This is a genomic window from Stenotrophomonas sp. STEN054, from assembly GCF_056854535.1.
In genome coordinates, this window is the sequence record NZ_JBXFWG010000004.1 from 83,206 (window position 1) to 103,994 (window position 20,789).

Annotated in this window: 19 protein-coding genes and 2 tRNA genes; 11 read left to right on the forward strand and 10 right to left on the reverse strand. The window is 67.7% G+C overall.

The window, feature by feature from the left end:
- The first annotated feature begins 4 nt into the window (after positions 1-4).
- The 6 genes from AC1VXD_RS02545 (at position 5) to AC1VXD_RS02570 (ending at position 8,688) form a co-directional block, all read left to right on the forward strand.
- Positions 5-3,127, forward strand: coding sequence for an efflux RND transporter permease subunit (locus AC1VXD_RS02545; RefSeq protein ID WP_482990692.1), 3,123 nt, complete (start codon positions 5-7; stop codon positions 3,125-3,127).
- Positions 3,128-3,283: 156 nt separating this feature from the next.
- Positions 3,284-5,464 (forward strand): YccS family putative transporter, encoded by a 2,181-nt coding sequence (yccS, locus tag AC1VXD_RS02550; protein WP_482990693.1) that lies wholly within the window; start codon positions 3,284-3,286, stop codon positions 5,462-5,464.
- Between the two features lie 85 nt (positions 5,465-5,549).
- Positions 5,550-7,439, forward strand: coding sequence for an MFS transporter (locus AC1VXD_RS02555; protein ID WP_482990694.1), 1,890 nt, complete (start codon positions 5,550-5,552; stop codon positions 7,437-7,439).
- A gap of 174 nt (positions 7,440-7,613) precedes the next feature.
- Positions 7,614-7,901 (forward strand): CD225/dispanin family protein, encoded by a 288-nt coding sequence (locus AC1VXD_RS02560; protein WP_482990695.1) that lies wholly within the window; start codon positions 7,614-7,616, stop codon positions 7,899-7,901.
- Positions 7,902-7,940: 39 nt separating this feature from the next.
- A complete protein-coding gene (locus AC1VXD_RS02565) occupies positions 7,941-8,219 on the forward strand; it encodes a CD225/dispanin family protein (RefSeq protein WP_482990696.1) in 279 nt (92 codons plus the stop codon).
- A 43-nt stretch (positions 8,220-8,262) separates the two neighbouring features.
- Positions 8,263-8,688, forward strand: coding sequence for a DUF2752 domain-containing protein (locus AC1VXD_RS02570; RefSeq protein WP_482990697.1), 426 nt, complete (start codon positions 8,263-8,265; stop codon positions 8,686-8,688).
- A 176-nt stretch (positions 8,689-8,864) separates the two neighbouring features.
- Here the strand turns inward: AC1VXD_RS02570 and ampE are convergent, their stop codons facing one another.
- From ampE to AC1VXD_RS02595, 5 genes are all read right to left on the reverse strand, one after another.
- The gene (gene ampE / locus AC1VXD_RS02575; protein WP_482990698.1) at positions 8,865-9,752 is read right to left on the reverse strand and encodes a regulatory signaling modulator protein AmpE; all 888 of its coding nucleotides are present in this window, start codon (positions 9,750-9,752) and stop codon (positions 8,865-8,867) included.
- Between the two features lie 144 nt (positions 9,753-9,896).
- Positions 9,897-10,802 (reverse strand): NAD(+) diphosphatase, encoded by a 906-nt coding sequence (gene nudC, locus AC1VXD_RS02580; protein WP_482990699.1) that lies wholly within the window; start codon positions 10,800-10,802, stop codon positions 9,897-9,899.
- 106 nt (positions 10,803-10,908) lie between these two features.
- Complete coding sequence (erpA, locus tag AC1VXD_RS02585) at positions 10,909-11,301, reverse strand: iron-sulfur cluster insertion protein ErpA (protein ID WP_079223859.1); 393 nt, start codon at positions 11,299-11,301, stop codon at positions 10,909-10,911.
- Positions 11,302-11,332: 31 nt separating this feature from the next.
- Positions 11,333-11,800, reverse strand: a complete 468-nt coding sequence (locus AC1VXD_RS02590; protein WP_482990700.1) for a bactofilin family protein — start codon at positions 11,798-11,800, stop codon at positions 11,333-11,335.
- Between the two features lie 4 nt (positions 11,801-11,804).
- Positions 11,805-12,548: a DUF6776 family protein gene (locus AC1VXD_RS02595; protein ID WP_482990701.1), complete on the reverse strand. Its 744-nt coding sequence runs from the start codon at positions 12,546-12,548 to the stop codon at positions 11,805-11,807.
- Between the two features lie 180 nt (positions 12,549-12,728).
- Here AC1VXD_RS02595 and AC1VXD_RS02600 point away from each other — a divergent pair, with 180 nt between their 5' ends.
- Genes AC1VXD_RS02600 through AC1VXD_RS02610 form a run of 3 tightly spaced genes read left to right on the forward strand, consistent with a single transcriptional unit; the run spans position 12,729 to position 17,428 of the window.
- Positions 12,729-13,346: a DUF4126 domain-containing protein gene (locus AC1VXD_RS02600; RefSeq protein ID WP_482990702.1), complete on the forward strand. Its 618-nt coding sequence runs from the start codon at positions 12,729-12,731 to the stop codon at positions 13,344-13,346.
- A 44-nt stretch (positions 13,347-13,390) separates the two neighbouring features.
- Complete coding sequence (locus AC1VXD_RS02605) at positions 13,391-15,259, forward strand: EAL domain-containing protein (protein WP_482990703.1); 1,869 nt, start codon at positions 13,391-13,393, stop codon at positions 15,257-15,259.
- Positions 15,260-17,428 (forward strand): hybrid sensor histidine kinase/response regulator, encoded by a 2,169-nt coding sequence (locus AC1VXD_RS02610; protein ID WP_482990704.1) that lies wholly within the window; start codon positions 15,260-15,262, stop codon positions 17,426-17,428.
- A 98-nt stretch (positions 17,429-17,526) separates the two neighbouring features.
- Here AC1VXD_RS02610 and bfr read toward each other — a convergent pair whose 3' ends face one another.
- From bfr to AC1VXD_RS02625, 3 genes are all read right to left on the reverse strand, one after another.
- Entirely contained in the window at positions 17,527-17,997 is a 471-nt protein-coding gene (bfr, locus tag AC1VXD_RS02615) for a bacterioferritin (RefSeq protein WP_324810885.1), read from the reverse strand.
- A gap of 154 nt (positions 17,998-18,151) precedes the next feature.
- Positions 18,152-18,358, reverse strand: coding sequence for a (2Fe-2S)-binding protein (locus tag AC1VXD_RS02620; RefSeq protein WP_079223871.1), 207 nt, complete (start codon positions 18,356-18,358; stop codon positions 18,152-18,154).
- Between the two features lie 108 nt (positions 18,359-18,466).
- Entirely contained in the window at positions 18,467-19,087 is a 621-nt protein-coding gene (locus tag AC1VXD_RS02625) for an RNA pyrophosphohydrolase (protein WP_482990705.1), read from the reverse strand.
- Between the two features lie 121 nt (positions 19,088-19,208).
- Between AC1VXD_RS02625 and AC1VXD_RS02630 the strand changes: the two genes are divergently transcribed.
- Both AC1VXD_RS02630 and AC1VXD_RS02635 read left to right on the forward strand, forming a co-directional pair.
- A tRNA-Met gene (locus tag AC1VXD_RS02630) sits at positions 19,209-19,285 on the forward strand.
- Positions 19,286-19,343: 58 nt separating this feature from the next.
- Positions 19,344-19,417 (forward strand) — tRNA-Gln (locus AC1VXD_RS02635).
- A 352-nt stretch (positions 19,418-19,769) separates the two neighbouring features.
- Here AC1VXD_RS02635 and rpsI read toward each other — a convergent pair.
- Together rpsI and rplM are read right to left on the reverse strand one after the other, a co-directional pair.
- Positions 19,770-20,162: a 30S ribosomal protein S9 gene (rpsI, locus tag AC1VXD_RS02640; protein WP_005411311.1), complete on the reverse strand. Its 393-nt coding sequence runs from the start codon at positions 20,160-20,162 to the stop codon at positions 19,770-19,772.
- Positions 20,163-20,164: 2 nt separating this feature from the next.
- Positions 20,165-20,593, reverse strand: coding sequence for a 50S ribosomal protein L13 (rplM, locus tag AC1VXD_RS02645; RefSeq protein ID WP_150455520.1), 429 nt, complete (start codon positions 20,591-20,593; stop codon positions 20,165-20,167).
- Positions 20,594-20,789: the final 196 nt, after the last annotated feature.

Sequence of the window (20,789 nt, forward strand, 5' to 3'; positions counted from 1 at the left end):
CACGATGAACCTGTCCGGCCCCTTCATCCGCCGCCCGATCGGCACCGCGCTGCTGGCCGTCGGCCTGTTCATGATCGGCGTGATCTGCTATCTGCGGCTGGGCGTGTCGGCACTGCCGAACATCGAGATCCCGGTGATCTTCGTGCATGCCAACCAGGCCGGCGCGGATGCGGCGACCATGGCGTCCACGGTGACCGCACCGCTGGAACGCCACCTCGGCCAGCTGCCGGGCATCGACCGCATGCGCTCGTCGAGCTCGGAAGGCAGCTCGCTGGTGTTCATGATCTTCCAGTCCGACCGCAACATCGATTCGGCCGCGCTGGACGTGCAGACCGCGATCAATTCGGCACAGGCCGACCTGCCCTCGGGGCTGGGTTCGCCGATGTACCAGAAGGCGAACCCGAACGACGACCCGGTCATCGCCATCGCCCTGACCTCGCAGACGCAGTCCGCCGACGAGCTGTACAACGTCGCCGACTCGCTGCTTGCCCAGCGCATCCGCCAGATCAGCGGCGTGGCCTCGGTGGACATCGCCGGTGCCTCGACGCCGGCCGTGCGCGTGGACGTCAACCTGCGCCAGATGAACGCCCTCGGCCTCACTGCCGATGACCTGCGCAATGCCGTGCGCGCGGCCAACGTGACCTCGCCCACCGGCTTCCTCAGCGATGGCAACACCACCACGGCGATCATCGCCAACGATTCGGTGGCTCGCGCCGCCGATTTCGCCGAGCTGGTGGTCAAGACCCAGGGCGATGGCCGGGTGATCCGCCTGAAGGACATCGCCAACGTCTACGACGGCCAGCAGGATGCCTACCAGGCCGCGTGGTTCAACCACAAACCGGCCGTGGTGATGTACGTGTTCACCCGCGCCGGCGCCAACATCGTCGAGACCGTCGACCGGGTGAAGGCGCAGATTCCCGGCCTGCGCGACTACCTGCAGCCCGGCACCACGATGACGCCGTACTTCGATCGTACGCCGACCATCCGTTCGTCGCTGCATGAGGTGCAGATCACCCTGCTGATCAGCCTGGCGATGGTGGTGCTGACGATGGCGCTGTTCCTGCGCCGGCTGGCGCCTACGCTTATCGCCGCGGTGACCGTGCCGCTGTCGCTGGCCGGCGCCGCGCTGGTGATGTACGCGCTGGGCTTCACCCTCAACAACCTGAGCCTGCTGGCGCTGGTGATCGCGATTGGTTTCGTGGTGGACGATGCCATCGTGGTGATCGAGAACATCATGCGCCACCTCGACGAAGGCATGCCGCGCATGCAGGCGGCCTTCACCGGTGCGCGCGAGATCGGCTTCACCATCGTCTCGATCACCGCCTCGCTGGTGGCGGTGTTCATTCCGCTGTTGTTCGCCAGCGGCATGATGGGCGCGTTCTTCCGCGAGTTCACCGTCACCCTGGTGGCGGCCATCGTGGTCTCGATGATCGTCTCGCTGACCCTGACCCCGGCGCTGTGCAGCCGCTTCCTCAGCGCGCATGACCACACCGCCGCACCGTCGCGCTTCGGCCGCTGGCTCGATGCCGGGCATGACCGCATGCTGCGCATCTACACGGTGTTCCTGGATTTCTCGCTGCGCCATGCGCTGCTGCTCTCGCTCACCCCGCTGATCCTGATCGGCGTCACCGTCTTCCTGTTCGGTGCGGTGAAGAAGGGCGCGTTCCCGCCGCAGGATACCGGCCTGATCTGGGGCCGCGCCAACTCCAGCGCCACGGTATCCTTCGAGGACATGGTGGCCCGCCAGCGCCGCATCACCGACATGCTGATGGCCGACCCGGCGGTGAAGACCGTTGGCGTGCGCCTGGGCAGCGGCCGCCAGGGCTCCAGCGCGCAGTTCAACGTAGAGCTGAAATCGCGCAAGGATGGCCGCCGCGAGACCACCGCGCATGCGCTGGCCCGCCTGAGTGCCAAGGCCGACCGCTACCCCGACCTGCAGCTGCGCCTGCGCGCCATCCAGGACCTGCCCAGCAACGACGGTGGCGGCAACAGCCAGGGCGCGCAGTACCGCATCTCGCTGCAGGGCAACGACCTGGCCGCGCTGCAGGAATGGCTGCCCAAGCTGCAGGCCGCGCTGAAGAAGAACCCGAAGCTGCGTGACGTCGGCACCGATGTCGACAACGCCGGCCTGCGCCAGAACATCGAGATCGACCGCGCCAAGGCCGCGCGCCTGGGCATCAGCGTGGGTGCCATCGACGGCGCGCTGTACGGGGCCTTCGGCCAGCGCCAGATCTCCACGATCTACTCGGACATCAACCAGTACAGCGTGGTGGTCAACGCGCTGCCGTCGCAGACCGCCACGCCGGCGGCACTGGACGAGGTGTACGTGAAGGCACGCAGCGGCGAAATGGTGCCGATCACCGCGGTGGCCCGCCAGGCCCCGGGGCTGGCGCCGTCGCAGATCACCCATGAAAACCAGTACACGACGATGGACCTGAGCTACAACCTCGCTCCCGGCGTCAGCGCCGGCGAGGCCAAGGCGATCATCGATTCGACGGTGGCAGGCATGCGCATGCCGGGCGACATCCGCCTGGCCGACGATGCGGGCTTCGGCTTCAGTTCCGACCCCAGTGACATGCTGATCCTGGTGATGGCGGCGATCCTGACCGTGTACCTGGTGCTGGGCATGCTGTACGAAAGCCTGATCCACCCGGTGACGATCCTGTCGACCCTGCCGGCCGCCGGCGTGGGCGCGCTGCTGGCGCTGTTCGGTACCAACACCGAACTGTCGGTCATCTCGATGATCGCGCTGGTGCTGCTGATCGGCATCGTCAAGAAGAACGCGATCATGATGATCGACTTCGCTCTGGTGGCGCAGCGCGAGCACGGCATGGCGCCGCGCGAGGCCGCGCGCGAGGCCAGCATCGTGCGCTTCCGCCCGATCATGATGACCACGATGGTGGCGATCCTGGCGGCGGTGCCGCTGGCGATCGGCCTCGGCGAGGGCTCGGAGCTGCGCCGTCCGCTGGGCATCGCGATGATCGGCGGCCTGCTGTTCTCGCAGAGCCTGACCCTGCTTAGCACCCCGGCGCTGTACGTGATCTTCTCGTGCCTGGCCGAACGCTGGCGGGCTCGCCGCGCACGCAGGCGCGAAGCGAAACTGCTGAAGCGCGCGCAGCGCGCGTGATGCGGAGGCGGCTTCGGTAGCGCCGGGCCATGCCCGGCGGTTCTGCTTCTCCGCCGCGCATGGCGCGGCGCTACCCGATTGCGTGGGTCCGCACATCGGCCCCCCATTTCACGCCCACACCGCAATAATGGGGGGCATCCCGCCCCCCGAGCCTGCATGTCCACCCGCGAATCCCGCTTCAGCCGCCTGTGGGCCCACGAAAAGGCCAGCTATGGCCTGCGTGTCTTCATCGCCCTGACCACCGCGCTGGGCGCGTGCTGGCACCTGGACGCGCTGCCGGCGCTGCCCGGCGTGTTCCTCGGCATCATCGCCAGCGCCATCGCCGAGACCGATGACAACTGGTGGGGCCGGACCAAGGCGGTGCTGCTGTCGCTGCTGTGCTTCTGCATCGCCGCCGCCTCGGTCATCTGGCTGTTCCCGCTGCCGTGGGTGTTCATCGGCGCACTGGCACTGTCCACGTTCTGCCTGACCCTGCTGGGTGCGCTGGGCGAGCGTTACGCGTCCATCGCCCAGGCCACGGTGACCCTGGCCATTTACACCATGATCGGCCTGGAGCAGCACGGCGGCGCCGGCGACCTGACCCGCGCCGTGGAAGCGGCCAGCCACCTGCTGATCGGCGCGGTCTGGTACGGCCTGCTGTCGATCCTGTGGACGGCACTGTTCGCCAACCGCCCGGTGCGCGAACGGGTGGCCCGCCTGTATGTGGAACTGGGCCGCTACCTGCAGCTGAAGGCCACCCTGTTCGAGCCGGTGCGCGAAGCCGACCTGCAGCGCCGCCAGCTGGACCTGGCCGAACAGAACCGGCGCGTGGTCGGCGCGTTGAACGAAGCCAAGGCCGCGATCCTCGCCCGCTTCGGCCGCTCCGGCCGGCCGGGCGTCAATTCCGGCCTGTACCTGCGCCTGTACTACATGGCGCAGGATTTCCACGAACGCGCCAGCTCCTCGCACTATCCCTACGGCGCGCTGGTCGATGCGTTCTTCCACAGCGACGTGCTGTACCGCTGCCAGCGCCTGCTCGACCTGCAGGGCCAGGCATGCGCGCGCCTGGGCGAGGCGATCCGCCTGCGCCGTCCGTTCGTGTATGGCGAAAGCAACCAGCAGGCCGGCCGTGACCTGGCCGATGCGCTGGCCTACCTGCGCGACCAGCAGCGCCCGCAGTGGCAGCGCCTGCTCGGCTCGCTCGACCTGCTGGTGCACAACCTGCGCAGCATCGAGCGCCGCCTGCTCGATGCCGAGCGTTCCGAGGCCAGCCTGGACAACGTCGATACCCGCCTGCGCGACAGCAACCCGCATACCCTGCGCGAAATGGGCGTGCGCATCCGCCAGCAGCTCACGCCGGGCTCGGTGCTGTTCCGCCACGGCCTGCGCATGGCGGTGGCGCTGGTCGCCGGCTTCCTCGCCATCCGCCTGTTCGACGCGCAGCACGGCTCGTGGGTGCTGCTGACCATCGTTTTCGTGTGCCGGCCCAACTTCGGTGCCACCCGCCAGCGCCTGGCCCAGCGCGTGGTCGGCACCCTCGCCGGCCTGGTGCTGACCTGGGCGCTGCTGCAGCTGTTCCCGCGCCTGCACGTGCAGCTGCTGATCGCCCTGCTGTCGGCGCTGCTGTTCTTCTACAACCGCACCGACCGCTACCTGGTGGCCTCGGCGGCGATCACGGTGATGGCGCTGACCTGCTTCAACCTGATCGGCGATGGCTTCGTGCTGATCGTGCCGCGCATGGTCGACACGGTACTGGGCTGTGCCATCGCCGCGGCCGCCGCGTTCCTGATCCTGCCCGACTGGCAGGGCCGGCAGCTGCACCTGGTGCTGGCCCGCGTGCTGGATACCGCCTCGCGCTACCTCGATTCGGTGCTGGGCCAGTACCGCAGCGGCATGCGCGACGACCTCGCTTACCGCATCGCCCGCCGCGACATGCACAACGCCGACGCGGCGCTGTCCACGGCGCTGTCGAACATGCTGCGCGAGCCCGGCCACGTACGCCGCAACCTCGATGCCGGCTTCCACTTCCTGGCCCTGTCCAACACGTTGCTTGGCCATCTGTCGGCGCTGGGCGCGCACCGCGACCAGGTGGACAGCTACGCGGGCGACCCGCTGGCCCTGGCCGCCGGTGAACGCGTGCGCAAGGCCCTGCAGCAGTTGGCCACCGCCCTGACCGCGCGGCAGCCGGTGAGCGAGGAAGACAACGATGCCGACCGCGCGGTGGCCGCCGAGCTGGAACAGATTGAAGAAGCGATGCCGCCGAAGCTGCAGCTGATCCGCACGCAGATGGCGCTGGTGCTGCGGCTGCTGCCGAAGGTGCGTGCGGCGGCGAACCAGGCGGTGGCGACGTTGACCTGATGGGGCGTGCGGAGCAACGGTCCGCACCGGCCGCATCCCTGCCTGACAGGCAGGAATGCTAGGCTGCGCCGGTCAAGGAGATTCCATGTCCGGTCACAGCCAGTTCGCCCTGCTCCGCCAGCGCCGCTTCCTGCCGTTTTTCATCGTGCAGGCGCTGGGCGCCTTCAACGACAACGTGTACCGGCAGGCCATCATCGGCCTGTTGTTCTACCTGGGCGTATCGGACGAGCAGCGCTCGCTGTACACCACGCTGGCGCCGGCCATCTTCATCCTGCCGTATTTCCTGTTCTCGGCCCTGGCCGGGCAGATCGCCGACAAACTGGAAAAATCGCGCCTGATCGTGATCACCACCACCATGGAGATCGTGATCATGTCACTGGCGGCCATCGGCTTCATCACCGAGAACCTGCCCTTCCTGCTGGTGGCGCTGTTCTGTACCGGCATGCAGTCGACCCTGTTCGGGCCGGTCAAGTACTCGGTGCTGCCCTCGGTGCTGAAGCCGGAGGAACTGACCGGCGGCAACGGCCTGGTCGAAATGGGCACCTCGATCTCGATCCTGTCCGGCATGATCATTGGCGGTTCGGTGTTCCTGCTGGCTGGCAGCCACGGCCCGGTCGTGGCGGCAACGGCGGTCATCGCGCTGGCGATCTGCGGCAACCTCGCCGCGCGGATGATCCCGCGCGTCGATGCCGGCGATCCGGACCTGAAGATCAACTGGAACCCGCTGCCCGAGTCGCTGGTGGTGCTGCGCATGGCGCGGCAGCAGAAGGCGGTGCGCAACGCCATCCTCGGCGTGTCCTGGTTCTGGTTCGTCGGCACCGTGCTGACCTCGCAGCTGCCCAACTACGCGCTGGTCAACCTCGGCGGCGAGCCCAAGCTGTACCTGTTCGCGCTGGCGCTGTTCTCCGTCGGCACCGGCGTCGGCTCGCTGCTGTGCGAGAAGCTGTCGGCGCGTACGGTGGAAATCGGCCTGGTGCCGCTGGGCGCTTTCGGCATGACCGCCTTCCTGCTGGACCTGTACTTCGCCCGCACCGGCGAGGCAACCGTGCAGAACCTGGGCGTGCTGGCCTTCCTGCAGCAGCCGGGCAGCGTGCGCATCGTTATTGACCTGATCGGCATCGGCCTGTTCACCGGCGTGTTCGTGGTGCCGCTGTTCGCGCTGATCCAGAGCCGCACGCCGAAGGCACAGATGTCGCGTGTGTTCGCCGCGCTGAACATCCAGAACTCCGGCTTCATCGTCGCTGCAGCACTGCTGTCGCTGGCCGCGCACCAGTTGCTGCACTGGTCCATCCCGCAGCAGTTCCTGGCCTTGGCCATCGCCAATGCCATCGTGGCGATCTACATCTTCACCATCGTCCCCGAATTCCTGATGCGCTTCCTCAGCTGGGTGATGGTGCGCACGCTGTACCGCCTGCGCCCGCACGGCATCGAAGCCAACGTGCCCGACGAAGGCGCCGCGCTGCTGGTCTGCAACCACGTCAGCTACATGGATGCACTGATCCTGTCGGCGACGATCCCGCGCCCGGTGCGTTTCGTCATGTACTACAGGATCTTCAACATCCCGGTACTGAGCTGGATCTTCCGCACCGCCAAGGCCATTCCCATTGCCGGCGCGCGCGAAGATCCCGCGCTGATGCAGCGCGCGTTCGATGAGATCGATGCAGCGTTGGCCGAAGGCGAACTGGTCTGCATCTTCCCCGAAGGTGCGCTGACCAGGGACGGCACGATGGCGCCGTTCAAATCCGGCGTTGAGAAGATCCTGGAACGGCGCCCGGTGCCGGTGGTGCCGATGGCGCTGCGTGGCATGTGGTCGAGCATGTGGAGCCGGCGCGACACGCGCCTGGGTCGCATGCGTGTGCCGCGGCGTTTCCGCGCCACGGTGCAGGTGGTGGCCGCCTCGCCCGTGGACGGCCACAGCACCGACGCCGCGACCCTGGAAGGCCAGGTGCGCGCCCTGCGTGGCGACCACGCGTGAGCCTGGCGGCGCTGAACTGCACGGCGACCGGGCGGGCTGGCATGCGCCGCCAACCCAGGCGCGGCGGGCATGTAAACGCATACATACGGCGTCGCTTGCGGTAGATTACGCAGCCAAAGGGGTGAGGTCAGGTCTGCACACTGCAGCCCAACCGCCAAGGAATGGAGTCTTGCTTTGAATCAACCACCATCACTCAGCCGCCCGGTCTACATCCCCAACCATCTGGTCTGGGCGATTCTGACGACGCTGTTCTGCTGCCTGCCGCTGGGCGTGGTGTCGATCGTGTATGCCTCCCAGGTCGACGGTCTGCGCGCCGCCGATGATCTGCCGGGGGCCTACGCGGCATCGCGCAAGGCGGGCTGGTGGGCGGTGGCTTCGGCTGTCGCCCTGCCGGTCCTGTTCCTGTTGTGGCTTGGGCTGTTCGGCGGTCTCGCCGTGCTGGGCTCCCTTTCCGAACATTGATTCACCACTACCACCACCACCCAACGAGGCATTCGCACCATGAATACCACCACCCCCTACATCCCGAACAATCTGGTCTGGGCCATCCTGTCCACCCTGCTCTGCTGCCTGCCGGTCGGCATCGTGTCGATCGTCTACGCCGCACAGGTCAACGGCAAGCTGGCCGCCGGTGACGTCGCCGGTGCCCAGGAATCGTCGGACAAGGCCAAGAAGTGGGCGATCTGGTCGGCCATTGCCTGGCTGATCATGGTCGTTCTGTATGTGCTGTTCTTCGTTGTCATGGGCGGCATTGGCGCCATGAGCAACAGCGGCTACTGATGCAGCGCATGGGATCCGGCGCAATGCCGGATCCCGCCCCCGCATGTCGATCGCCCCCGTTCAATCACGCCTGGCCCGCTGGGCGCCGCTGCTGGCCGCGTCCGCACTGGCTGCCGGTGCTGCCGTGGTCCTGCGCCACGTCAACCCGTACGTCGCCGGCAACCCGTTGCCGAGCTGTCCGCTGTACGCGCTGACCGGCTTTTACTGCCCCGGCTGCGGCAGCACGCGCTGCCTGTATTCGCTGGTCCACTTTGACCTGCCCGGCGCGATGGCGATGAACCCACTGCTGGTCATCGCACTCCCCCTTCTGTTCATGATGCTGCTGCACATCGCCGGCGTGCGCCCCAAGGTGCTCGACCCGCTCATGCGCGTGCTGGCCAATCCAATATTCTGGCTGTGGCTGCTGCCGGGGTATGCGTTGCTGCGCAACCTGCCGTGGGCGCCGTTCAACGCGCTGGCACCGGTGTAGGTGGAGTCGACTGTCAGTCGCCTGCCCTGCGCTTGGCCGGTTGAACCGGCCGGAAGACCCGGGGTCGGATCCCTCTGCGCAGCAAAGGGCTCTGACCCCATCCACGCAGAAGGCATCCACGCATGGCGTGGATCTACTGACGTCATGCACGAAACGCATCCACGCATGGCGTGGATCTACGTCACCCAGCCGGCAATCACCAGCAGCGCAAGCACTGCCAACCACAACAGCAGCATCCGCCATACCAGGCTCATCGCGTCGCGCAGGTCGGGCAGCCGCTGCCACACAGGCAGCAGGCCGGCGTCGGTGTAGTCATGCGCCTCTTCGCGCAGCTCGGCATTCACGCTGGCCCGCGCCACTGCGCCAAGAAAGCCGATGCCTGCGGCCAGGCGCTCGCCATGGGCCTGGCGCCACGCCTTCCACGCCGTATCAAAGTTGCCGACCAGGGCCATCGAGAACGCCATCAGCTGCGCCACCGGCCATTCGATCCACGCCAGCAGGCGCTGCGCCAGCGCCAGCGGCTCCACCGGTACCCGCGCGCGCATCGGGCTCTCCGCCATCAGCGCCAGCAGGCGATAGCCGAGGGCACCGACCGGGCCCAGCAGCAGGAACCAGAACAGCACCGCGAACCAGCGCCGCAGTGCGTTGAGGACGGTCGCCTCGACCAGCGAGGGCACGTCCTCGCGCAGGCTGCCACCGGCGGCCTGCAGGTGGCGCACCGCGGCCTGGCGGCTGGCCGCATCATCGGCGTCGATGATCGCTTCGATATCGCGGTCCAGGTCGCGCGGCCCCCAGCACCAGGCCAGTACCGCCACGCCCAGCAGCAGGGCGGGCAGGCCAAACAACACCCCGCGCAGCAGCCAGGCCAGCAGGGCCATCAGCAGCAGCGGCGGCACGATCGCCAGCGCCACCCCGGCCGCTCCCTGCCATGCCCGTCCGCCATGCTTGTCCAACCAGCCCAGCCAGCGCCGGAAGCCGTCGAAACGGCGCAGCGAGGCGGCAGCGGCCGGGGCAACGTGGCCCAGGGCCAGCGCCACCAGCACGGCGACCAGGGTGGTGAACATGGCAGGTCTCCCGACAAACAAGCGTTCTGCGCCGCTACCTTACCTGTCGAAGCGGCGCGTTCAGCGGTGAACCCGACTGTAACCCGGCGCGTGTTCAGGTGGCGGCAATGCTGCCAGCGGCGCGCCCCGGTACAGCCCTGGCAATCAGCCCTGCTGCTGCCGGTACCAGTGTTCGATCAGGCCGCGCGAGATCGAGATCGGCGGCGACAGGCGGATGCCTTCACCATCGTCTTCGACATCACGCGCCAGCGCCGCCCCCACCTCCTCGGCGGTGAACCAGCGTGCATCTTCCAGCTCGCCATCGACGGTCGGCACGTCGTCCTGCGCCTGCGCGCGGAAACCCACCATCAACGCGCCGGGGAACGGCCACGGCTGCGAGCCCAGGTACTGGCAGGACTTCACCCGCACCTTGCTCTCCTCATGCACCTCGCGCGCGACGGTCTGCTCGAAGGTCTCGCCGGGTTCGACGAAGCCGGCCAGCACCGAATAGCGGCGCGGCGCCCAGTTGGACTGCCGGCCCAGCAGCAGGCGGCCCTGGTTTTCCACGGCCACGATCACCGCCGGGTCGACGCGCGGGTAGTGCTCGGTGGCGCACTGCGCGCAGCGGCCGACGAAGCCGCCGCGCGCGAAGGTCACCGCGCCGCCGCACACGCCGCAGAAGCGGGTGCGCGAATGCCAGTAGGACATGCCACGGGCATAGCTGAAGGCGGTGGCGTCGGCCACGCTCCACAGCAGTGCCGCCTGGCGCAGGTCGAGCCGGCGCGGTGCGTTCTGGGTGACGTTGGCTGCTTCGACCGAGAACCAGGCCTGGCCTGCGCGCAGGCCGAGGAAGATGGCCGAACCGGGGCCACCGCCGATGTCGGCGCCGGTCAGCGCGACCGGCTGGTCGTCCTCACCGGTGAAGGCGGTGCCGTCCTGGTCCAGGACAAGAATGCGCGCATCCGGCCACAGGCGTGCCAGGGCATCGGCATCATCGCGCAGGGCATCGGCGCGCTCGAGCGGCTCTGCCACGAAGGCGAAACCGGAAAGCGGCGAAGGAGTATTGGGCATCCGACAAGCCTGCCGCCAATTGTCGCAGGTGGCAAGGTCGAGGATGTGCGCAATCAGTCGGCGTTGCGCACAACGGTGGCGCAGGGCATCGGCCCCGCGCCCGGCATTACATGCTGAAGCTGCTGCCGCAGCCGCAGGTGGTCTTCGCGTTCGGGTTGCGGATCACGAACTGCGCACCGGTCAGGCTCTCGGTGTAATCCACCTCGGCGCCCATCAGGTACTGCAGGCTGAGCGGGTCGACCAGCAGGGTGACCCCGCTGGTCTGCACCGCCAGGTCGTCCTCGGCGCGGTTCTCGTCGAACTCGAACCCGTACTGGAACCCGGAACAGCCACCGCCTTCGATGTACACGCGCAAAGACAGGTCGGGGTTGCCCTCGTCCTGGATCAGTTCCTTCACCTTGGCTGCGGCCGATTCGGTGAAATTCAGCGGCCGCTCCAGCGACTGGTAGTCGGGAGCGGCGGCCGGCGTGGCGCCGGGCAGGGAAACTAGGGTGCTCATGGCCTCAGCATGGGGGCGCCGGGGACGGCTTTCAAGCCATCGCCTCGGCCAGCTTGCGGCGCGCGGCGGTGCCGCCCTTGCCCTCAGCCGCTTCGCCCTTGCCTTCCGGCGCCGGCAGGGCCGCAACCGGGCTGCTGGCGTGGATCAGGCGTCCATTCAGCTGGGCGCCCGCATTCATTTCCACCACCTGGTAATGGACGTTGCCGTTCACCCGCGCGCTCGGGGACAGCTCCACCTTTTCGGTGGCGTGAACGTCACCGTCCAGACGGCCGCTGATGACCACCACATGGGCGCGGATCTCGCCCTCGATGACGCCATGCTCGGCCAGGGTCAGGGTTGCGCCGCTGGCGCCTTCCTGGGCGATCACCTTGCCATGGATGCGGCCTTCCACATACAGGCCACCACTGAATTCCACATCACCGCGGATCACCACCTGGTTGCCGATCAGGGCATCCACCACCAACTGGCCATCACGGCTGGATTTGCTGTTTCCGAACATCTGCCTACTCCCCTTTGCTGGCCGGTGCGCCGGCCTGTTTCCAGTCGAATACCTGCGTGGTGCCCCCTGCACCACTCCCCAGTGTCACCCTCACCCGTTGCGGAGTGAAGTCCGTCGGCAGCATCACACTGCCGGTGAGCTGCTGGAAGTACCGGAACGAGTAATCCTGTCCCGGCACCTTGCTGCGCTGGTGCAGCTCATCCCAGCTGATCGTGGCCAGCTTGCCGTTCTTCACGCCTTCCACGGTGAAGCGCATCTGCCCTTGGCTGATGGCCCCGCGGTTGAGGTTCTGGGTCAGCACCACGGCGTACTGCCAGGTGCCGGCCGATTCGGCGCTGAACTCGATCGAATGGGTGTTCAGGCCCTTGCGCTGGCTGGTCGAGCCGACCAAGCGCTCATAGAAGGCCACGTCGGCGCGCAGGCCGGCAATCTCTTCATCGCGCTCGGCCAGGGAGGACTGCACCTCGGTGTTGGCGGCGCGGCTGATGCGGTCGGAGGCTTCCAGCGTGGCCTGCTTCTGGCGCAGCTCGGTCAACTGCGTCTGCAGGATATCGGCGCGCTTCTCAGCGGCCTGCAGGCGCTGCCCCTGGGCATCGCGCGGCGCGCCCAGCCAGCAGCCGCCCAGCACCGCCAGCACCAGGCTGAGCAGCCAGATGCCGCCGATGACCAGCAGGCGGCGACGGTCGCGCGGCGGCGGCTTCGCACCGGGCAGCCGGACCTGTACGCGCATGGGGGGGCGGTTGTTCATGGGTAGTCTCCGTGGACTCGCAATGGCGACACCAGCACGGCCCGTGTAGCAAACGACGGGTTAGTGTATGACAGGAACGGGGGCTTTCCCCGGTGCCGGCCGCCAGCGGCCGGTGGTGTTCAGCCACGTCATCGTCGATAGTGTGGCACCCCGCACAGTTCCGTCGCCGGAGCCCCCGCCATGACCGAAGCCCACCTGTTCGTGATCGGCATCCTGCTGGCCTGGCTGGCCGGCATCCGCGTCTACCTCACCGTGTTCGGCGTTGGCCTGGCCGGCCTGCTCGGCTGGGTCGACCTGCCCCCGGCCCTGCAGGCCACCGAATCGTGGTGGGTGCTGGGCACCTCGGCCGCGCTGGCCATTGCCGAATTCTTCGCCGACAAGATCCCCGGCGTCGATTCCATCTGGGATCTCATCCATACCCTGGCACGGGTACCGGCCGGCGCCTTCCTGGCCGCCGCCACGCTCTCGCCTGATGGCCAGCTGGGCACCGGCACCCTGCTGGCCGGCGCCGGCGTCGCCCTGGCCAGCCACGGCCTGAAGGCCGGCACCCGCGCCCTGCTCAATACCTCGCCGGAACCGGCCAGCAACTGGGTCGCCTCGGTCGCCGAGGACACCGTGGTGGTTGGCGGCCTGGCGCTGGCACTGGCCCATCCCTGGATCGCCCTGGTCGTGGTGCTGGCCTGCAGCCTGGCCGGCGCCCTGATGGTGTGGCTCGTCTGGCGCACCTTGTGGAAGGGCGTGCGATGGCTTGCACGCGCTGGCGGTACGGCCGCGCCAGGCCAGCCGCGCACCGGTTGAATGCCGGGCTTGGCGCATAATGGCGGCGAACACGAGGAGCTGTGATGTCCGCAAATGAATCCCCCGCGAGCGCACGCCCCGGACGCGCTGAAACCCCACCGGCCGATCATTGGCAGCGCTGGGCAGACACCTCGCCCGCCGCTGCGCCCACGCTTGTCGCGGTCTCCTCCGCACCGGCCGATGCGGTCGGCCTGGGCACGCCGCCGCCGCTGCCCTCCGCGCCGATGGACGCAGGCAACGGCAACGATGCACCCGCTGCCTCCGACGCGCCGTACCGCGTGCTGATCGTCGAAGACGACCGTGCCCAGGCCCTGTTCGCGCAGAGCGTGCTGCACGGTGCCGGCATGCAGGCCGAGGTGCTCTCCGATGCCGATGGCGTGCAGCAGGCCATGCGCGAACTGCGCCCCGACCTGATCCTGATGGACCTGCACCTGCCGGGCCTGGATGGCATGCGCCTGACCGCGATGATCCGCCAGCAGCCGGGCATGCAGCTGCTGCCGATCGTCTTCCTCAGCGGCGACCCGGACCCGGAGCGCCAGTTCGAAGTGCTCGACAGCGGCGCCGATGATTACCTGAGCAAGCCGATCCGCCCGCGCCACCTGATCGCGGCCGTGGCCAACCGCATCCGCCGCGCCCGCGCGCAGGCCGCCACCCTGCCCGGCGCCAGCGGCGCACCGGCCACCAGCAACCCGGAAACCGGCCTGCCGACCCGCCACCACGTGCTGCAGCAGCTCAGTACGGCGCTGGAGCAGCGCGACCGTGGCGGCGTGTTCTTCGTGGAGATCTCCAGTGCGCTGGGCCTGCGCGAGCGCTATGGCTATGCCGCCTTCGAGCGGCTGATGGTGCAGGCCGGCCAGCGCCTGGCCGAAGCCGGCCACCCGCACCTGCTGGCACGCCTGAACGACAACAGCTTCCTGCTGCTGGCCCGCGGTGCCGACGAGGAAAGCCTGGAGGGCATCGCCGCCGCACTGCGCGAGCAGCTGTCCGCGCGTGCCTTCGTCATCCGCGACGATGAATCGGTGCACCTGCGCGGCGTGGTCGGCTATGCACCGCTGTCGCCGGGCTTCGAGGATGCCAACAGCGCGCTGGAAGCCATCGAACGCACCACCCTGCAGGCCCGCCTGCTGACCGCCGGCGTCGCCGGCCACGTGCATCGCCAGGCGGTGACCGAGCAGGAACACCTGGCCCTGCTGGAAGGCCAGCTGGAACTGGCCTACCAGCCGATCGTGGCCGTGGCAGGTGGCGATACCGCACAGTACCAGCTGCTGCTGCGCCTGCGTCAGGCCGATGGCACCGTGCTCACCGCCGGCCAGGTCATTCCGGCCGCCGAAGCCGCGGGCCGCATCGCCGATCTGGACCAGCAGGTGCTGGAACACGCGATGGGCCTGCTCGATCTGTACCGCCACGCGACCCAGCCGCTGAACCTGTTCGTGTCGCAGTCGCTGCGCACGCTGCAGCGCGATGCGTTCGCCGACTGGCTGCTGGAATCGCTGCAGCAGCGCGACCTGCCCGGCACTGCACTGGTGATCGACGTGCGCCTGCCCGACGCGCTCATCCACACCGTGCCGCTGCAGCAGTTCTGCCAGCGCATGACCAGTGCCGGCGTGCGCTTCTGCCTGAGCCAGTTCGAGCCGGGCAGCGAAGCCGATGCCCTGCTCACCCAGCTGCCGCTGTCGTTCGTGCGCATGGCCGCGCGCTTCTCCAGCAGCCACTCCAATCCGGGCACCCGCGAGGAACTGCGTCGGGCGATCGATCGCGCGCATGCCGCAGGCCTGCAGATCATCGGCCAGCAGATCGAGGATCCGCAGGCAGCGGCGGCGATGTGGGTCGGCGGCGTGGACTACATCCAGGGCAACATGGTGCAGTCGGCGGGCAGCGACCTGAACTTCGACTTCCACAACGCGGTGCTCTGAGTGCCGCTGACGGTCGCGCTGCTGGCAGCTCTGGTGCTGGCCACCGGCGTGGCGCTGGCGCTTGGCCTGCGCCTGCGCCAACGCGGCCAGGCGCTGGCGGCCCTGCAGCGGGAACGCACCGTGCTGACCAGCGAGCGCGACCAGCTGCGCCGTACCACCGAGCGCCAGGGCCAGCTGGAACAGCAGCTGCTGCAGGCCAAGCAGGCCGCCGAGGCGGCCGCGCTGGCCAAGGGCGAGTTCCTGGCCACCATGAGCCACGAGATCCGCACGCCGCTCAACGGCATCCTGCCGATGCTGGAGCTGGTCGCACGCGGGCCGCTGGGCGAGGACCAGCGGCAGATGCTGGCCACCGCATCGGTCAGCTCGCAGCAGCTGCTGCGCATCGTCGATGACATCCTCGATTACTCGCGCCTGGAAGCGCAGGCCCTGGAACTGGAGATCACCAGCTTCAACCTGCGCGAGCTGCTGGACGGCGTGGTGCAGCTGCTGCAGCGTGCCGCCGAATCGAAGGGCCTGGTGATCGGCCTGCAGCTGGACCCGGCCGTGCGCCTGCCGGTGCGTGGCGACCCGGTGCGCCTGCGCCAGGTACTGACCAACCTGCTGGCCAATGCGATCAAGTTCACTGCGCGCGGCCAGGTGCAGCTGCGCGTGCAGCGCCTGGGCGAAGGCCCGGCCCAGCACCAGCTGCGGTTTGAAGTGGTCGACACCGGCATCGGCATTGACGCCACCCTGCAGTCACGGCTGTTCCAGTCCTTCAGCCAGGCCGATGCATCGACCACCCGCCTTTACGGCGGCACCGGCCTGGGCTTGGCCATCTGCAAGCGCATCATCGACCTGATGCACGGCCAGATCGGCGTGCAGTCCAGGCCCGGCCAGGGCGCCACGTTCTGGTTCGAGATTCCACTGCTGAAGATCCCCGGCGACCTGCCGGCGCTGGCACGCGCGCCGTCGCCGCTGCTGCTGCACAGTGCCGATGTGGCGCTGCAGGCGCGCGTGGAGCGCATCGCCGCCCACCACGGCCTGCCGGTGCAGGTGCTGGCCGAGCGCGATGTCCTGCTGGAGCGCCTGCGCGCTGCCGCACGCCCGGGCCAGCCGAGCCCGGCGTGGCTGCTGGTGGACGCCCGCCAGCGCCGTGGCGGCGAAGCGACGCTGCTGCGTACGCTGGCCGAGCGCGGTGCGGACGACACGCTGCAGGTGCTGTGGCTGCAGGACGAGCCCGCCCCCGCACAGGCCCGCCAGCAGCAGCTGTCGGCCAGTTTCAACGACGCGCACCTGCATGCCGTGCTGGCCGCGCCCACCGCCCGCGTGCGACCGGCGGCCCTGCTGGCCACCGCCGAGTGCGACCAGGCACCGGCCACGCTGCCGCCATTGGATCTGCGCGTGCTGCTGGTGGAGGACAACGCGGTCAACCGCATGGTGGCCGAACAGCTGCTGCGGGTCTTCCAGTGCGACGTGCGCAATGCCGCAGACGGCGAGCAGGCCCTGCTGGCGCTGCGCCAGGGCGGCATCGACGTGGTGCTGATGGATTGCCAGATGCCGGTACTGGATGGCTATGCCGCCACCCGCCAGTGGCGCAGCGAGGAAGCGGCTCAGGGCCGCGCGCGGCTGCCGATCATCGCCATGACCGCCAACGCCATGGCCGGCGACCGCGAGCGCTGCCTGCAGGCCGGCATGGATGATTACCTGTCCAAGCCGATCAGCCGCGAAACCCTGCATGCGCTGCTGCAGCGCTGGGGCCAAGCGCCTGCGCTTGTGGAGTCGAGCCATGCTCGACTGGAAGCTGGCTCGACGCCGCCTCCCGCGCCCGACGCGGACACGCCGCCGCAGCCGGTGCTAGACCGCAGCGTGCTCGAGGAACTGCAGGAGGTGATCGGCCCGGCCGCACTGCAGATCGTCGCCGTGTTCCTCGAGGATGCCCCAGCACTCGTGCAGGCCCTGCAGCAGGCAGCACAGGCCAACGACATCGAGCGCCTGCAGGCGCTGTCGCACACCCTCAAATCATCCAGCGCCAATGTCGGCGCACTGTCACTGTCGGCCGTGGCCCGGCGCATCGAGCACGAAGCCCGTGCGGGCAGCCTGCAGCGCCCCGCGGTGGCGGTGGCGCTGCTGGTGGCCGAGTTCGCCCGCGCACGCGTGGCGCTGACCGGCTACCTGGCCCAGGAGCGGTAGCGTCGAGCTTGCTCGACTACGTTCTTGTAGAGTCGAGCCATGCTCGACTGCTGTGGGAAAGGCAGTTGAGCAAGCTCGACTCTACCCGCGTCGCTGGATCAGTCTTCCAGCTTGCTCAGCAGGTACTTCGGCTCGCCGATGCGCTCGACCAGATCCAGCTGGGTTTCAAGCCAGTCGATATGCTCTTCCTCGGCATCGAGGATGCTGGTGAACAAGGAACGGCTCACGTAGTCGCCCACCGAGTCGGCATGCGCCACGGCGTTGCGCAGCACCGCCACGGCGTCCTGCTCCAGCGAGAGGTCACACTGCAGCATCTCCGGCGGGTTCTCGCCGATGCGCAGCTTGCCCAGCGCCTGGAAGTTCGGCAGGCCTTCGAGGAACAGGATGCGATCGGACAGCGCGTCGGCGCGCTTCATCGCATGGATCGATTCCTTGTACTCGTACTCGGCCAGTTCCTTGATGCCCCAGTTCTTGAACATCTTGGCGTGCAGGAAGTACTGGTTGATCGCGGTCAGCTCGTTGAAGAGGACCTTGTTGAGGAATTCGATGACCTTGGCGTCGCCCTTCATGGGAATGCTCCTGCACGCTGAAAACGCAGGCACTGTATCGCTTTGACGGCGCGCGTGAAGGAACGCGAATCGTGCGCATTGGCCTGTGCGCCAGCGGCGGAACGTCAGCGGCGGAACGTCAGCAGCGCGGCGTGAAAGCGCCGCGGGGTACGGGTCAGGCAGCCTGCAGGCCGAGAACGGGCAGTGGCAGGTCGTGGGTGGCCAGCGCCTTGGCCAGCAGATCGCCAGCCATGTCCAGGCAGGAACCGCAGGTGGCGCCGCAGCCGGTACGCATGGTCAGCTCGCCCACCGTGGTGACGCCATGGCTGGCGGCCTCGCGGATCTGGTGGTCGGTGACTCCGTTGCAGATGCAGACGTACACAGGCAGGAACCGGGCTGACAGGCCAGAAGCGGCCTGGTGCTCATTCCAATGGAAACGAGAATGGTTGTCAATCATAGAGCTGAACCATTCTCACCACCGTTCATCCGCTCAGCTCGATGGCCCGTCACCCTGCGCCTTGCGAGGCCAGTAACCCTTGGCCCGCGGACGCTTCCGCGGGCGATCGTGGCCTGCGGTATTGCCCGGCATCCAGGCCTCGGCCGCGGTCTTGGGCATGGCGGTCACGCCCTGCCCGGCCACGCCGCGCGCCAGAGGCGCCAGGTGGCGCAACGCACGCGCATAGACCCCACGCTTGAACATCACCACATGCTCGACCGGGTACCAGAAGTCAACCCAGCGCCAGTTGTCGAACTCGGGCGAGTCGGTATGGTCCAGCTGCACATGCGATTCATCGCCGGTGAGGCGCAGCAGGAACCAGACCTGCTTCTGGCCGATGCAGACCTGCCGCTCGTTACGGCGGATGGCCCGGGCCGGCAGCTTGTAACGCAGCCAGCCCGGTGTCGCCCCCAGCACTTCTACGTGCTCGGGCAGCAGGCCGGTCTCTTCCTGCAATTCACGATACATGGCCTCGACCGGAGTCTCGTCGGTGTTCATGCCACCCTGCGGGAACTGCCAGCCATCCCGGCGCACGCGTCGTGCCCAGAACACCTGCCCGTCCTGCCGCATCAGCACGATGCCGACGTTCGGTCGATAGCCGTCCGGATCGATCACGATGCGGACTCCTAAGAAAATCTACTGTGCGGGACTATCCCATGCCGTCTGTCGGCCCACAAGCTCGGCACAAAAGTGTTGACAGGCCCGATACACATGAGCAGAATAGCGGGCTCACCAAGGCTATGTAGCTCAGCCGGTTAGAGCACAGCACTCATAATGCTGGGGTCGGTGGTTCGAGTCCACCCATAGCCACCACACTGAAAATCAAGTTGTTTTTCAGCGTGAAAAGTGAGAAAATAGTTCCACGTTACATTGCCCCTTAGCCAAGCGGTAAGGCACCTGACTCTGACTCAGGCATCGGTGGTTCGAATCCATCAGGGGCAGCCAAATTAAAAAAGAAAAGGCCCGATCGAAAGATCGGGCCTTTTCTTTTTTAATTTGGTCGCGCATTCCACCTTGGCCCCGCGCCCGTCGGCGCGCGCCCTTGAACATCAAGGGGGCTCCTCTGCAGAAAGACCACCACCACGGGTAGTGCCGGCCGCTGGCCAGCAACCTGGTCACGCACTCCACCCTTGGCACCCGACCTCCAGGCCACCATTGCGCTTCTGGAGAAAAGCCCCCTTCTTGTTGAAGGGGGCGCGCCAACGGCGCGGGGACAAGGTGAAATGCCTGTCCGCAAGCCCGTAACGCAAAAAGCCCGGCCAAAGGCCGGGCTTTTTGTAGTTCTGGGCGCAGTGGATCAGCGCTTGGAGAACTGGGTGGCGCGGCGGGCCTTGTGCAGACCGACCTTCTTACGCTCGACTTCACGGGCGTCACGGGTCATGAAGCCGGCCTTGCGCAGCTCGGACTTCAGGGTCTCGTCGTACTCGACCAGAGCACGGGCGATGCCCAGACGGATAGCACCGGCCTGGCCGGTGGTGCCGCCGCCAGCGGCGGTGACCAGGATGTCGAAGCTTTCGGTGTTCTTGGTCAGCTCGAGCGGCTGGCGCACGATCATGCGCGCGGTCTCACGACCGAAGAACTCGTCCAGCGGACGACCATTGACGGTGATGTTGCCCGAACCCTTGCGCAGGAACACGCGAGCGGTGGAGGACTTGCGGCGGCCAGTGCCGTAGTTTTGAGTGATAGCCATGATTAGATATCCAGAACCTGCGGCTGCTGTGCGGCGTGCGGATGCTCAGTGCCGGCGTAGACCTTGAGCTTGCGGTACATCTGGCGACCCAGCGGGCCCTTCGGCAGCATGCCCTTGACGGCGGTCTCAATGACGCGCTCCGGGTGACGCTCCAGCGCCTGAGCCAGGGACTCGGTCTTCAGGTTGCCGATGTAACCGGTGAAACGGTGATACATCTTGTCCTGCAGCTTCTTGCCGGTGACGACAATCTTTTCTGCATTGATGACGACCAGATAGTCGCCAGTATCAACGTGGGGGGTGTAGACCGGCTTGTGCTTGCCACGCAGACGGCGGGCCAGCTCGGTGGCGAGACGGCCCAGGGTCTTGCCCTCGGCGTCGACGAGGTACCAGTCGCGCTGGACGGTCTCGTTCTTGGCAGTGAAAGTGCTCATGAAGAACTCTAGGTTAGGTCGGGCTCATTGCGGCGAAAGGCTCGCCGGAACTCTGCCGCGCGTTGTGAAAAGGTGAAACGTAAGAGGCGGGATTGTACTCACCCCGGAGGCCGGGTGCAAGCCAGACCCTGTACCGGGTTGGCAGGGGGCCAGGGCCGGGCGAGAATCGGGGGTCCCCCGCCCCACCCATGCCGCC